This window comes from Arthrobacter sp. UYCu723, assembly GCF_054059215.1.
On the sequence record NZ_JBSSBW010000001.1, the window covers coordinates 2,646,967 to 2,661,527 of the forward strand.

Annotated in this window: 10 protein-coding genes and 2 pseudogenes; 8 read left to right on the forward strand and 4 right to left on the reverse strand. The window is 65.9% G+C overall.

Going from position 1 to position 14,561, the window contains the following annotated elements:
* Positions 1-229: 229 nt before the first annotated feature.
* Entirely contained in the window at positions 230-3,436 is a 3,207-nt protein-coding gene (locus ACVWZ8_RS12445) for a discoidin domain-containing protein (RefSeq protein WP_456504804.1), read from the forward strand.
* A gap of 1,003 nt (positions 3,437-4,439) precedes the next feature.
* Positions 4,440-4,982 (forward strand): hypothetical protein, encoded by a 543-nt coding sequence (locus ACVWZ8_RS12450; protein WP_426979060.1) that lies wholly within the window; start codon positions 4,440-4,442, stop codon positions 4,980-4,982.
* A gap of 73 nt (positions 4,983-5,055) precedes the next feature.
* Here the strand turns inward: ACVWZ8_RS12450 and ACVWZ8_RS12455 are convergent, their stop codons facing one another.
* From ACVWZ8_RS12455 to ACVWZ8_RS12470, 4 genes are all read right to left on the reverse strand, one after another.
* Positions 5,056-5,568 carry an MFS transporter gene (locus ACVWZ8_RS12455; RefSeq protein WP_456504805.1) on the reverse strand — a complete coding sequence of 171 codons (513 nt, stop codon included), beginning with the start codon at positions 5,566-5,568 and terminating at the stop codon, positions 5,056-5,058.
* 25 nt (positions 5,569-5,593) lie between these two features.
* On the reverse strand, positions 5,594-6,031 hold the full coding sequence (locus ACVWZ8_RS12460) for a DUF2871 domain-containing protein (RefSeq protein ID WP_456504806.1): 438 nt from the start codon (positions 6,029-6,031) through the stop codon (positions 5,594-5,596).
* 107 nt (positions 6,032-6,138) lie between these two features.
* Positions 6,139-6,840, reverse strand: a complete 702-nt coding sequence (locus ACVWZ8_RS12465; protein ID WP_456504807.1) for an ABC transporter ATP-binding protein — start codon at positions 6,838-6,840, stop codon at positions 6,139-6,141.
* A gap of 80 nt (positions 6,841-6,920) precedes the next feature.
* Positions 6,921-8,054, reverse strand: coding sequence for an ABC transporter permease (locus ACVWZ8_RS12470; RefSeq protein ID WP_456504808.1), 1,134 nt, complete (start codon positions 8,052-8,054; stop codon positions 6,921-6,923).
* Positions 8,055-8,231: 177 nt separating this feature from the next.
* Between ACVWZ8_RS12470 and ACVWZ8_RS12475 the strand changes: the two are divergent.
* The 6 genes and pseudogenes from ACVWZ8_RS12475 to ACVWZ8_RS12500 all read left to right on the forward strand — a co-directional run bounded on the left by ACVWZ8_RS12475 (position 8,232) and on the right by ACVWZ8_RS12500 (position 14,515).
* Positions 8,232-9,339: pseudogene (locus ACVWZ8_RS12475) on the forward strand (sensor histidine kinase).
* The gene (locus tag ACVWZ8_RS12480) at positions 9,336-9,995 is read left to right on the forward strand and encodes a response regulator (RefSeq protein ID WP_456504809.1); all 660 of its coding nucleotides are present in this window, start codon (positions 9,336-9,338) and stop codon (positions 9,993-9,995) included. Before ACVWZ8_RS12475 ends, ACVWZ8_RS12480 begins: the two are co-directional and overlap by 4 nt.
* 97 nt (positions 9,996-10,092) lie before the next feature.
* Positions 10,093-10,914, forward strand: a complete 822-nt coding sequence (yidC, locus tag ACVWZ8_RS12485) for a membrane protein insertase YidC (RefSeq protein WP_456504810.1) — start codon at positions 10,093-10,095, stop codon at positions 10,912-10,914.
* Between the two features lie 668 nt (positions 10,915-11,582).
* Positions 11,583-12,068: a hypothetical protein gene (locus ACVWZ8_RS12490; RefSeq protein WP_456504811.1), complete on the forward strand. Its 486-nt coding sequence runs from the start codon at positions 11,583-11,585 to the stop codon at positions 12,066-12,068.
* A gap of 100 nt (positions 12,069-12,168) precedes the next feature.
* A complete protein-coding gene (locus ACVWZ8_RS12495; RefSeq protein ID WP_456504812.1) occupies positions 12,169-12,828 on the forward strand; it encodes an NAD(P)H-binding protein in 660 nt (219 codons plus the stop codon).
* Between the two features lie 117 nt (positions 12,829-12,945).
* Positions 12,946-14,515 (forward strand): annotated as a pseudogene (locus ACVWZ8_RS12500) (Na+/H+ antiporter).
* Positions 14,516-14,561: the final 46 nt, after the last annotated feature.

Genomic DNA, 14,561 nt, shown 5'->3' on the forward strand with positions numbered 1-14,561 from the left:
GCCGCCTACTGGCTGGTCGGTGGTTTCTGGCGCAAGAACTCCCGCCGGAATGCGGCAATCATCGCTTGCCTTCGCTCCAGATATTTTTCGGTTGTGCTGCACCCAGCTGATTAGGCCCTTCCTCCAGGTGCCGGCCGCTGGCGCGCACCGGGCCGGCCGGGGCGGACCGCCTGGCCGAGCGTTCAGGGTGAGGAGGCCCCTCGGATTTAGTCTCTCCTTCACATTTTTGGTGATACTCCTGGTCTTCGTAGGGGAGGTAGTCTCGGCTCCGCGCGATGCTTTGGGTGCTGCCGGGTCGCTCCTGCACAGGGGGGCAATCCCAGACGACACGGCCATCGAGGCCGGTTCGCACATTCACAATGCGGCGCTGCCAGCCGCCGCGATGGAGGCCGCTCCGGCTGCATTGCCGCGGACCGGGTGGACGGCTACGGCCAGCGATGAAGAGGTTACCCGCACGAACGGCCGCGCCAGTAATGTACTCGACGGCAGTGCTGCCACGATGTGGCACAGCAGGTGGTCCCCGGCGCCGGCGGCACCGCTGGCGCACAGCATCACGATCGACACCAAGGCGACACGAAGCATCTCGGGGCTGCGCTATCTCCCGCGTACTGACCTCGCGAACGGGCGGGTCGGCAGCTTCGAGATCCTGGTGAGCGCCGACGGCACCACCTGGAGTGCCCCGGTGGCTCACGGGACCTGGGCGGACAGCAGTGCGGAGAAGACGGTGACCTTCACTGCGGTCAGCGCCCGGTACGTCCGGCTGACCGCGACCGCTGAGGCCGGCAACCGCGGTCCGTGGAGCAGTGCCGCCGAGATCAACCTGCTCGCCGGGCAAACCGCACCCCCTGCCGCCGAGATCAACCTGCTCGCCGGGCAAACCGCGGCTCCTACCGCCCAGCTGTCCGGCCCGTCGCTGGGGTCCTGGGGTCCCACGATCGGCTTCCCGATCGTCCCGGTCGCGGCGGCGCTGTTGCCCGGCAACCGGCTGCTGGCCTGGTCCGCCTATTCGCCGGTCGCCTACGGCGTTGACAAGGGCTATACCCAGATTTCCATCATGGACCTCACCACCGGTGCGGTGAGCCCGGCCCAAAGGGTCAACACCGGTCATGACATGTTCTGCCCCGGGGTTTCGCTGCTGCCGGACGGGAGGATCCTGATCAGCGGCGGCGGCGACAGCGCCAAAACTACCCTGTACAACCCTGCGACGAACGCCTGGACCTCGGGGCCGGACATGAAGATCGCCCGGGGCTACCAGAGCAACGTGACCACCTCCACCGGTGAGGTGTTCACCATCGGCGGGTCGTGGTCGGGCGGTATCGGCAACAAGAACGGCGAGGTGTGGTCCGCCGCCGGCGGCTGGCGAACGCTGCCGAATGTCCTGGTGGACAACATCCTGACCGACGATCCCCGCGGCGGATACCGTTCCGACAATCACGCTTGGTTGTTTGCCGCCCCCGGTGGCCGGGTGTTCCACGCCGGGCCGAGCCGCCAGATGAACTGGATCTCCACCACCGGCAAGGGCAGCATCACCTCGGCCGGTCTGCGCGCAGATAGCCCGGACGCGATGAACGGCGACGCCGTGATGTACGACGTCGGAAAGATTATGACCGTAGGCGGCTCGACCGCCTACGACAGAGTCCCGGCTACGGCTCGGGCTTACACTATCGACATCAACAACGGTGTGAAGGTGGCCCGGACCGCAGACATGGCCGTCACCCGGTCGTACGCGAGCGGGGTCGCGCTGCCCGACGGGCAGGTGCTCGTGGTCGGAGGACAGGCCACACCAGTTGTGTTCACCGACACCGGCGCCAGGATGGCTCCGGAAATCTGGAACCCGGCAACCGGAAAGTGGACCACGCTGGCCCCGATGGCTATCCCCCGGACGTATCACAGCGTCGGCATGCTGCTTCCCGATGGCCGGGTCTTCGTCGGCGGTGGCGGGCTGTGCAACACCTGCACGACAAACCATCTGGACGGACAGATTTTCACGCCGCCCTACCTGCTGAACGCCGACGGCAGTGCACGCACCCGGCCGACGATTGTGACCGCACCGGCCACCGCCGCGACCGGCAGCAGGATCGCGGTGACCACCAAAGCGCCCGTCACCAACTTCTCCCTGATGCGGATGAGCACCGTGACCCACACCGTGAACACCGACCAGCGGCGGATCCCGCTGACCGCAACCTCGGTGTCGGGCAACACCGCGTCGCTGACGTTGCCGGCGGACCGCGGCGTGCTGGTGCCGGGCAGCTATATGCTCTTCGCAATGGACGCCAACGGGGTGCCCAGCGTCGCCTCGACGATCAGGATTACGGCAGGTTCTGAGGCTGAACCAGGGACACAAATTCCAATAGCGCCGTTCCGGGCGTTGGATACCCGTACCGGTTCCGCGGTCGGTGCTGACTCGTCGGTGTCCTTCCAGGTCGGCGGCGTGAGCGGGATCCCGGCGAATGTCTCTGCCGTGACGTTCAACCTCACTGTGACCGAGCCCCGGTCCTTCGGCTTCGCTGCCGCGTACGCCTCCGGCGCTGCGCGCCCGAACGCTTCCAACTTGAACTTCGCCAGGGGCCAGACTGTCCCGAACTCGGTGACCGTTCCCGTAGGTGCGGACGGGAAGGTCACGCTCTTCAACCGCTCCTCAGGCACCACCCACTTCATCGCCGACGTCTCCGGTTATTACATTGCGGGCACCCCGACGGCGGCTGGTGCGTTCAAGCCCACAGCACCGTTCCGGGCGTTGGATACCCGCAGCCGCGCCGCGGTCGGTGCTGACTCGTCGGTGTCCTTCCAGGTCGGCGGGGCGAACGGGATCCCGGCGAATGTCTCGGCCGTGACGTTCAACCTCACCGTGACCGAGCCCCGGTCCTTCGGCTTCGCCGCCGCCTACGCCTCCGGCGCTGCGCGCCCGAACGCCTCCAACTTGAACTTCGCCACGGGCCAGACTGTCCCGAACTCGGTGACCGTTCCCGTAGGTGCGGACGGGAAGGTCACGCTCTTCAACCGCTCCTCGGGTACCACACACTTCATCGCCGATGTCTCCGGTTATTACATTGCGGGCACCCCGACGGCGGCTGGTGCGTTCAAGCCCACAGCACCGTTCCGGGCGTTGGATACCCGCAGCCGCGCCGCGGTCGGTGCTGACTCGACGGTGTCCTTCCAGGTCGGCGGCGTGAGCGGGATCCCGGCGAAGGTCTCGGCCGTGACGTTCAACCTCACTGTGACCGAGCCCCGTTCCTTCGGCTTCGCTGCCGCTTACGCCGGCACTGCGCGCCCGAATGCTTCCAACTTGAACTTCGCCACGGGCCAGACTGTCCCGAACTCGGTGACCGTTCCCGTAGGTGCGGACGGAAAGGTCACGCTCTTCAACCGCTCCTCGGGAACGACCCACTTCATCGCCGACGTCTCCGGCTACTACATCGCCGGCCCCCCGAAATGACGTGACAGCGCCTACGACGCGAGCGGTTCGATGAGGGACTCACCGCCGCTGGAAATATTGGTGAAGATCGCGCTCGCGACGCCGAAGAACTGGATCGAGGAATATACGGAACTTCCACGGGTGTTCAGCCGAACGCGATCACTATGTGAGCACTGAACGTAGAGCACGTGCCGATACGGGACGCGATGATAAGACGACCCGAGCTCGGAAAGTGCCTAGTTTTCGCACCAGGAGTGACACTCGGAGCCTTTTGGTTACAGCAGTGAAAAAGCTGCGGGATTGGGTCCGCGCGTTCCTCCGGGATGCCCTACGACCAATTTCGCGTCACTGCGCGCAATCTCAGCGTCGACGCCGCCGATCCAAGGTTTTCCCAAGTTGCTTTGCCTAGCGTCTGTCTTGTCACCTAAGACCAGTGCCGCAAGGAGCGCAGATGGATCGTTGCGTAGCACCGATCCCCCTCTCCGTGACCCGGTCCCCGGGGAGGCACTCGCGTCATGGGCGCCCGGTTGCTCCTTTCCGGCCGCGCCGCACTTCGCTGATCTCCCTCCTCGCGGTGCCGGCCGGTGGCAGGCACCGGGCTGGCCGCAGCAGGCCGCCGGGTGCAGCGTTCCTGGTGGGGCGGCCTATGGGATTTCGTCTCTCGTCCACTTTTCTGGTCGTACTCCTGGTTATCGTGGGGGAGGTGGTCTCGGCTCCCCCACGATTCCTCGGGTGCTGTCGGGTCGCACCTGCACGCGGGGTCGGTTACCTACGACTCCGCGGGCGCGGCCGGTTCGCACATTCACAATGCGGTTCTGCCGGCCGCCGCGATGGAGGCTCCGGCTGTATTGCCGCGGACCGGGTGGACGGCTACGGCCAGCGATGAAGAGGTTTTACCCGCACGAACGGCCGCGCCGCCAGTGTGCTTGACGGCAATGCTCCCGCAGCGTGCCAGAGATTATCGGCATGGGTGCCTCCTGGGCGTGATGTGTTAATTCGTGGATCCAGCCGCTACACTCTCGGCATGGGAAAACTTGGGGGACTCGTTCTTGTTGCTCTGCTCGGAATCACTGGGTGCTCAGCACCGGCGGCAACCGAACGGGCGGCAACCGAAACGGCAACAACCGAACCGGCAACAAGCGAAACGGCGCCTGCAGAGACCGCGAGCGCCGAGGCCTCGGAACCGATCGGCCCGCTGCTCGCGGAGCCCGCCCCGGCAGCAAGCGAGTCGTCATCTGCAGAGACCGTGAGCGCCGAGGCCTCGGAACCGATCGGCCCGCTGCTCGTTGCACCCTCCCCCGCTGCGTCCGTAGCTCCGGAATTCAATGACGAGTCCGCGCAGAGGAAATACCTTGAAGGCGTGAAGAAGGTCTGGCGTGGGGACATACCGTCGGACGAGGTGCTTCTGGAGGACGGCGGCGCTTCCTGCACGCTCTTCGCAGAGGGTAAGAATCGGTCGGAAATTGGGACTACGGCGGGTCCGGGCCTAGTGGATATCGACAACGCAACGGCGGCCGCCACCTACGCCAGCCGGAACCTGTGCACGCAGTTCAACACGGACCGCTAGATGATCCGCTTCAGGTTGCTCGATCCATCAAGATAGAGGTTGGGTGTTGCTCCGCTGATGGCGGGAAGGCCGCTCAGCTGAATGCTTGGCGCGGCAAGCTGTATTGCCAGTGGGCTTGCGAGCAGCATCCCGAATGCGGACGACGATGACACCGATCCGTTGGGGAAGTTGACTGCCCCGCCGCCCGTGCCCGTGTTCGCCAGGGTTGGCCCGCCGGCTTGGTAGCCGGCGTCCTCACCCGTCCCTGCTCACCGTCCACGGCAAACCACTCTTCGCCGCCTATGAGGGCTACCTGATGGGTGTCATGAAAGCCGTCCTGGAACACGCGGTGGAAAATACCGCCATCGCCGATGCGGTCCCCGAGCCTTCCCGCGGTCAGCAGCAGGGCCGCGAAAACCACGTAGTAAAGGCTGTTCACCCTTTGGGCGTCGGAGAGGTCCAGTTTCAGGTCCGCGATGATGGCCGGCAGCGAAACACCGACCATGGTGCCGTCGATGACGATCATGGACAGCCCGGCGGCCAGTACAGCGGGGCCGATCCATCGTTTCCGCGTGCCGGCGGCCGGCGCTTCCAGGTTCAGGATCATATCTGCCGACTTAGGGTCAGTGGGGTCAGTTGGCCCGGGTGAGTTCGGCTTCGGCGGTTTCTTTGCCGGAGACGCGCTTGCCGAGGGTGATGAACAGGAGAATCAGGCCGGCGGTGAGGCCGATGTGGCCCAGCCCGGAGATGCCTGCGATCGCGGCTGACGGGGTGATGCCCTGGACGGTGAGGATGCCGCTGAGGACCATCATGGCCGCGGTGAGGGCCAGGCCGGCGTTGTAGGTCCAGAAGAACACGTTGAACACGCGCAGGCCGGAGAGGTTGAAGAGCTTGTCCAGTGCCAGGACGGCGAGGAAGAACAGCATGCCCATGGCCAGGAGGTGGGTGTGGACCAGGGAAAGCTGGGTGTCGCCGGTGAAGTCGTTGGCTTTGGTGAATTCACGGTAGAACAGCCCGGACGCCAGGCCGGCGATCATGTAGGAGAGGGAGGCGTAATAGATCTTTTTCATGAGAGGTGGTCCTTGGGTTAATGGGGGAGAGGGGCGGAAGTCTTCAGGGACGGGCCCGCGGGCTGACGGGCCGCCGTTACTGACGACGTCAGCGGGGATGCTGGGTATCAGACCGTCGTCAGCACGGGGGCGGTGAGCTTACCGTCGCGCATGGTGGCGACCGAGTCGGTCAGTGGGACGAATTCGGTGTCGTGGGTGACCATGACGGTGGCGACCATGAAGTCATCGGTGACGCGGCCCAGGAGCCGGACGATGGAGTCGCTGCGTTCGTGGTCCAGGGCTGCGGTTGGTTCGTCCACGAGCAGGACCTTGGGATCGCCCATCAGGGCGCGGGCGATATTGACCCTCTGGCGCTGGCCGCCGGACAGCTGGTGCGGGCGTTTGTCGGCGCTGGAGCTGAGCCCGACAACGTCGAGGAGTTCGACGGCCTTTGACCGGGCAGCCTTGAGGGGTTTTCCGCGCAGGTGGTCGCCGATGATGAGTTGTTCGGCGGCGGTCAGGGACGCGAGCAGGTTGGGCTGCTGGAAAATGATGCCGATCTTCTCCCGCCGCAGCGCGGTGAGGGCCTTGTCGCCAAGCCCGGTGGCGTCGGTGCCGTCGATGATCACCAGTCCATGGGTGGGGTGGACGAGGGTGGCGGCCGCGGCCAGAAGACTGGATTTTCCGGACCCGGAGGGTCCGACGAGGGAGATCATCTGGCCGGCCTGCACGGTGAGGTTCACGGCGTCCAGGGCCTTGATGGTTCCATCCCCGTCCGGGTATTCGAGGGTGACGTTGACGAGGTTCAGGGGGCTGGGGGTGGAGGACATGGTGTTACTTCCTTTTCAGAATGTGCTCAGGCGGAATCTGTGACGCGGCCGCGGACGGGACCGGCTCGCTGCCGTGGGTTTTAGTTCCCGCCCAGGGCGATCAGGGCGTCGACCTTGGTGACGCGGCGGACGGCCAGTGCCGCACCGGCCAGGCCGAGGGCGATGATTCCGAGGATGGGCAGGACTGTCGTTGCGGGGTTGACCAGGAAGGGGGCTGCCTGGGCTGCGAAGATGCCGCCGAGGATGCCGATCCCGCCGCCGATTCCAGCCCCGGCCAGCAGGACGATCGCGGCCTGGGTGATGGCGTCGCGCAGGACGTAACTGCCGGAGGCTCCCATGGCCTTCAGGACAGCGATGTCGCGGGTCCGCTGGACGGTCCATACGGTAAGGAAGGCCACGATGACCAGGGCGGAGATGCCGTAAAGGAAGGCCTGCATCAGCGTCAGGGAACCGTTCTCGCTCTTATAGGAGCCCAGTGCCTGGAAGGATCCGGTGCGCGAAGCGCTCACGGTGTGGGCTGCGACGTTGGCAGCGGCCTCGTCAACGGTGGCGCTGTCCTTGTAGGTGATGGCGGCGACGGTTCCGAGCTGCTCCGGGTCGGTCAGGTGGGCGAGTTTGGACCAGGTAGGAAGCGCGGTCCAGACGACACTGGTGTGGGAGTACCACTGGTCCTCGACCACGGCGCTGACGGTCAGTTCGGTTCCTCCGACGCTGGCCCTGTCTCCAGTGTTCAGGGAGAGGGCCTTGGCCACCGTTTTGCCGATCACGACGGTGTCGGCGGTGACGTGTGAGGGTGCCATCTGGCCGTCCGGTGCGACGCCGAAGACCGCGACGTTGGTGGTGCCGGTGGCCGCGCCGCTGCCTGCGGCCACGGCCTGGAAGCGGGTCTGGCTGATGCCCAGGGCTTCGGCGTTTCGTACGCCGGCCCGGTTCTTCCAGCTGTGGACCTGCGCGGCGGTGATTTCGCTTTCGGTGAAGGAGGCCTTGGGCTCGTTGGCGCCGGGGGCGCCGAAGACGATGCTGTCCACTGCCTTGGAGTCGACGTCGCTGCCGTTGACGGCGCCGAGTTTGTCAATGGCCGAGGTCGACTGGTCGCCCAGGCCGGCCGTCAGCCCCGAGAGCATGACGAGCAGCAGGGTGATCAGGGCAACGACGCCGCCCATCAGGGCGAACCTGCCCTTGGCAAAGCGGATATCGCGGATAGCAAGGAACACGTTTGTTCTTCTTTCATTGGGTGACGCGCGGCGGCCGAAAGGCTCTTTTGTCCACTCTTCCGCGGGCCGGTGCCGGCGCCATCGCGCAGTTGGTTGATACGCGGGGGAAGAATGGTTGATCCCCGGGTCAACCAATTGGTTGATCCCGCCGGGGACGGGCACGCATAAGCTGATCCAATGCCTGCCACGGAACCACTCCGACCCCCGGACGAGGCCGGTCTCAACGGACCCGGAGACGCGCTCAGCGGCCTGGACGCTGCGCCCTCCGTTGCGATCCTGCGCGTCCTGAGAGTGACGCTGCACGTCGGCTTCGCCGCCCTGCTGGGTGTGGCTGTTCTGAGGCTGCTGGTATCCGGTGGCGGGGACCCACTGCGGTATGCCTTGGCCGGGACCGCGCTTGTTCTGGCCGGGGTTTACCTGACCGGCACCATCCTGGAAAAGCGCTTCGCCGCCGGCAGCACGGGTTTCGATCCGCGCCGCTACGGTTTCCTGTGGCTGGGACTCGTCACCGCCCTGTGGGCCGTCCTTCTGGCCGGAAGTTCCGACTTCGCCTGGCTGGCATTCCCCCTCTTCTTCCTGCACCAGCACTTGCTTCGGCGACGGATTGCACTGCTGACCATCGCGTTCATGACGGCGGCGGTGATTGCCGCCCAGTGGGCTGCCAGCGGACTGACCGTCCCGCATCTGGCGGTGGTCCTAGGTCCCCTGTTCGGTGCGGCCTTCTCTGTCGTCACCGGGCTTGCCTACCTCGCGCTCTACCGCGAGGCGGAGAACCAGCGCCGTGCAGCCGATGAACTCCGCCGGACCCGTGCGGAGCTGGCAGAATCCCAGCACGACGCCGGCGTGCTGGCCGAGCGCGAACGGCTGGCCCGGGAAATCCACGACACACGCGGCCCGGGGCGTCGGGCTGCGATGCCGGTTTGAACTCGACGGCGACCCCGCCGAGCTGCCGCAACCGTACCGGGTGACGCTGCTCCGAGCCGCCCAGGCCAGCCTCGCCAACGTCAGAGACCACGCCAACGCCAGCAACGCCGTCGTGACCGCCGCTTTCCTGGGCAGTGAAGTCTCCATGGATATCTATGATGACGGTGTCGGCTTTGACCCCGCCGGGTTGGCCGCCCAGATGGATGCCCGGACGGACGGGAGCGGTTTCGGGCTGCGGTCATTGCAGGAACGGGTGACGGCGCTCAAAGGCTCTCTCGAACTCGAATCAGCCCCCGGGGAGGGTACGGTCGTGGCCATCCGTCTGCCCCTGGACGACGTGCCTGAGAGGGAAGAACAATGAACGACATCCGCATTCTGCTGGTTGATGACCATCCCGTGGTCAGGGCCGGGCTGCGGGCCATGCTCACCGAATTCGATGGCATCTCAGTAGCAGCCGAAGCAGCCGACGGCGACGCAGCACTCAAGGAACTCAAGCGGTTACAAACCCTTGGCGACCCGGTGGATGTCGTGCTCATGGACCTGCAAATGGGCGCCGGCATGGACGGAGTCACCGCGACCTCGCAGATCAGGCTGCTGGAAGCGGCCCCGCCGGTCCTGATCCTGACCACATACGACACGGATGCGGACATCCTGGCCGCCGTGGAGGCAGGCGCCAGCGGCTACATGCCTAAGGACGCACCGCCCGAACAGATCCGGCAGGCCGTGCTGGCAGCCGCCGCGGGCCAGACTGCCCTGGCTCCCAAAATAGCGGCCCTGCTCATGAACCGGATCAGCAATCCCGCCGCCGCGCTCACCCCGCGGGAAGTCCAATTGCTCGAATTGCTGGCGACCGGGCTGTCCAACCGCGCCATCGCAAAACAGATCTTCATCTCCGAGGCAACCGTGAAAACCCACCTGGTGCACATCTACGGCAAGCTCGGCGTGGACAACCGCACCGCAGCTATCGCTGCTGCAACCCAGCGCCGCATCATCCGGGTCCCCGGGCACCAGGTATGAGACGCCCGGCAAGGAGAGTTCACATCCCGCAACACCAGCGCGTGACAAGTGCCTCGTTTCGCCGTAGCTTTGCGGCACCGACGAATGGCGATATCGTATGGAGTTCTTTGAAACAGTCATGTTTCCGTTCAGGTGGGTTGTGTCCGCCATCATGGTGGGCTTCCATGAGGGTCTGGGCGTCGTCGGCCTGCCCGCTGCCAACGGCTGGACGTGGACCCTGTCCATCATCGGGCTGGTGCTGGTCATCCGGGCCGGCCTGATTCCCGTGTTCGTGAAGCAGATCGAAGCCCAGCGCCGCATGGGGCTCCTGCAGCCTGACCTGAAGAAGCTCCAGGACGAGTACAAGGGCAAGACCGACCAGCTGTCCAGGCAGGCCATGGCGCAGGAACAGATGGCCCTGTACAAGAAGCACGGCACCAATCCGTTTTCGGCCTGCCTGCCGATGCTGATCCAGACGCCGTTCTTCTTCGCACTCTTCACCGTGCTATCAGGTATTACGACGGCGGCCGATAGGGGCCAGGGCATCGGTGCGATGAGCCACGACCAAGTGGTGCAGTTCAACGAATCCAGCATTTTCGGCGCCCCGCTGTCCGCGTCCCTGCTTCACGGTGGCGGCGGTGATTCTGTTGCGGTCACGGTGCTGACCGTCCTGATGGTCGTTGCCATGACGGCATCGCAGTTCATCACGCAGAAGCAGATCATGGCCAGGAACCTGTCCGAGGAGGCCGCGGCCAGCCCGTTCATGCGCCAGCAGAAGATGATGCTCTACATCCTGCCGGTGGTCTTCGGCGTCGGTGGCATCATTTTCCCCATCGGCGTCCTGATCTACTGGACCACCACCAACCTCTGGACCATGGCACAGCAGTTCTTCGTCATTGACCCCCGGGCGCCCGGTCACGGCAGGGGTCATGCCGGATAGCGTCAGCCCTGAGGGGCTCCGCACCCCAAACCTGAAACAATCCAGCCGCCGGAAACGGTACGGCTTACACCGACGGTCCAGTCACCACTGTGCACCGTCCACTCGTCGGTTGCTTTCCATCCCACGGTGGGGGCGCCGGAAGGCGCGGCTACCGACGTGGACCACGCCACGGCAGCCGCTTCAGGTGTCGCCTCTCCCGGCACGCTTGTGTCCATGCCCGGGACGCTTGCGTCGACATCTGAAACATAGGCGCCGTGACACGGTGTCGCCCGCTCGACTGCCGCTGTAGCCGTCGGCACGGGCGTCGCCGCTGTCACGGTCGACGGCGGCGTCGTCGCACACGAGGACAAAGCGAGCATAAGAAGGGCCGCTGCTCCAGCCACCAGGACGTTCTCCCTCATGGCCGCATCATACTGCTGGCGCCGGGCCTGACACATACGTATGCCCTTCCCCGCCCGCGCACCATTCAGGCCCCTTGCGGCGGAGGGGGCCGGTGTTGACGGTGGTGCGAGGATGATGGAATGTCCTTCTTTGATGATCTTCCGGAACGGCCCGACAGGCCACGCCCGCCAAAGCACGTGCCGCCCGTCTGGGCGGGCCCGCCATCGGATGAGCTACCCGTTGTTGTCTCCTTGGGGCAGTTCATTCATCGGTCCGCAGAAATGGTCATGGCCGCGAAGAGTCTCGAGGTCTTTTCCACGGGCTGTCTGATCGAGGTTGTCTGGTCTGTCCGCCGGGGGACCGAGTCGGACCGCGACTGGAGCATGGTCACTGATCAGTGCTTCAACCGGGGCCGCTACAGACTGGATTCGGAAAACGGCCGCGGCGGTGCCCTTCGATTCGGTGTCGCCTTTCCCGATGGACGGAAGGCGACGACGACCCAGTTGTACCCGGGGATGTTTGACGGCACGGAACAGGTGACCGGGCCCGTCTTGATGATGTCGGGCGGCGGCGGCGGAACGGGCAGTGACGACGAGGTCTCCGCGTCAACCAAGTTCTGGCTCTGGCCGCTGCCACTGGCCGGGGACACGCGCGTGGTTGCGCAATGGGATGACATCGGCATGAAGGAGGAATCCATCATCGTGACCGGTGAACAGTTGAGGACGGCGGCAGCCAAGGTGCAGAAATACTGGGTTGCCCCGGCTCCTGACTAGTCCCTGGACTGCCGCCTGAACGGCTGGACGGCTGGCAATGTAGGACTCCCGCGAAGGAGTTTGCCGGTCAAGCGTGGGCGAAGTGGGACAGAATGGGCCCATGACACGAACCGCAATCATCGGCGGCCACGGAAAAGTGGCTTTGGAACTGTCCAGGATCCTCGCGGCGGACGGGCAGGACGTCACGTCCTTCTTCCGCAACCCGGACCATACGGCCGACGTCGCGGCCACCGGCGCAACGCCGGATGTCCTGGACGTTGAGAACTCGACGACGGCTGAGATCGCCGAGGCCCTGCGGAACCACGACGCCGTGGTGTGGTCCGCGGGCGCCGGCGGCGGAAGCCCGGAGCGAACCTACGCGGTGGACCGCGACGCGGCTATCCGTTCGATGGACGCGGCGGGCCAGTCCGGCGTCGGACGCTACATCATGGTGTCCTACCTCGGCGCAGGGCCGGACCACGGTGTCCCCCAGGACAACGGTTTCTACGCCTATGCCGAGGCCAAAGCCGCCGCGGACGCCTACCTCCGCGGCACCAGCCTGGACTGGACCATCCTGGGCCCCGGCTCGCTCACCGACGGCCCCGGCAATGGCCTGATCGACGTCAACCCGGCCGACACCTCCGACGGCACCGGCACCGCGCGCGCCAATGTCGCGCTCGTCGCGGCCGCAGTCCTCGGGCTGAAGGTAAGCATTGGCCGCACCATCGAATTCCGCGACGGCAGCCTGCCCATCGCGGCGGCCTTGGAGGCCTTGGCCTAGCTCAGGGCTGCTTCCGGCCCCCGGTAAGGTCCGGCCTGCTTCCCGATAAAGTGGCGGGGGCGGTCGACGCATCCGGAACGCATGGCGGCCGCGATGACTTCTGGGGAAAGTGAGCTTATGGACCAGCTGGCACTCATCATAGGACTGCTGCTGGCCACGGTGGTGGCTGTGGGTGTGGGGGACAGGCTGCGGCTGCCATTCCCGGTCCTGATGCTGATCCTGGCAGCTTCGCTGACCTTCATTCCGGGGTTTCCGGAGATGGAGATCTCGCCGGAGCTGATCCTCCCCATCTTCCTGCCCCCGCTGCTCTTCGCCACCGCGCAGCGCAGTTCGTGGGCTGTCTTCAGGGTCCGCTGGCGCAGCCTGCTGATGCTGGCCGTCGCCCTCGTGTTGTCTCGACGGTGTGGTCGCCGGCGCGGCCTGGCTCATGATCCCGAGTATCGGCATCCCCGCCGCCATCGCACTGGGCGCCATGGTGGCTCCGCCCGATCCGGTGGCCGTGGAATCGATCGCCGGGCGCGTCCATATGCCGCGCCGGCTCATCACCGTGCTGCAAAGCGAAGGCCTCTTCAACGACGCGGCCGCCATCGTCATCTTCCAGGCCGCGGTGGCCGCCACGGTCTCCGGCACGAAGATCGGCCCCGGCGTTGTCCTGCAGTTTGCGCTTGGCGCCGCGACCGCCGTCGTGGTGGGCATCGGCATGGGTTGGCTCACCAGCCTGATCACCCGGCTCGTGCAGTCCATGGTGGCCCGCAGCGCCGTCACCCTCGTGGTGCCGTTCGCCGCCTATATCCTGGCCGAAGAGGTGCACGCCTCCGGTGTGATCGCCGTCGTCATCACCGCCCTGGAGATGCAGCGCCACTCCAGGCCGCAGGATGCCGCCGAAAGGGTCACCCGGACGGCCTTCTGGGACGTGGTCGAACTGCTGGTCACCGGGCTGGCCTTCGGCCTGGTGGGACTGGAAGTGCGGCAGGTTATCCGGGACGAAGGCACCGGCATATTCGACATGATCGGCACCGCCGTCGTGATCTGCGTGCTGGCGTTCGCGGTCCGGTTCGCCTGGCTGGCCATGATGTCCGGCCTGTCGCGCACCAAGAGGGATTCGCTGCGCCCCACCTCCGCCAAGGAAGTCCTGATCCTCACCTGGTGCGGTATGCGCGGCCTGGCCACCCTTGCGCTGGCCCTGGCTCTCCCGCTGACGCTGGAGGACTGCAGTCCGTTCCCGGCCCAGGGCCAGCCGATCGTGATCGCCTGCGCGGTCCTGCTGGCCACCCTGGTGCTCCCGGGGCTGACACTTCCGTGGCTGATGCGGGTCCTCAAGGCTTCCGGGGACGGTTCGGAAGAACGCGACGCCGCCCGGGTCCTGGCCGGACGCGCGCAGCAGGCGGCTATCGCGGCGCTGAAGGACAACGAGCTCATGAAGGAGCTGCCACCCGAAAAGGTGGCGCTGGTCAAGGAAAAAATGACCCGCTTGCATGCTGAACTGCTCGATGGCAGCCTCCGCAATGAAAGCGTGGGGGAGAAACGCAAGCGTGGCCGCGAACTCGCGATCGCCGTGCAGACCATTGCGCTCGATGCGGCCCGCCAGGAAGTCGTGGCAGCCCGCAACGAGCCGGACATGGACCCTGAGGTCGCGGACCGGGTGCTGCGCCAGCTGGACCTGCGCACCATGATCATGCCGGAGTAGTCCCGGCCCGCGCCCCGGCCGGAGTAGACCAGGCGTGAGCCCTGGA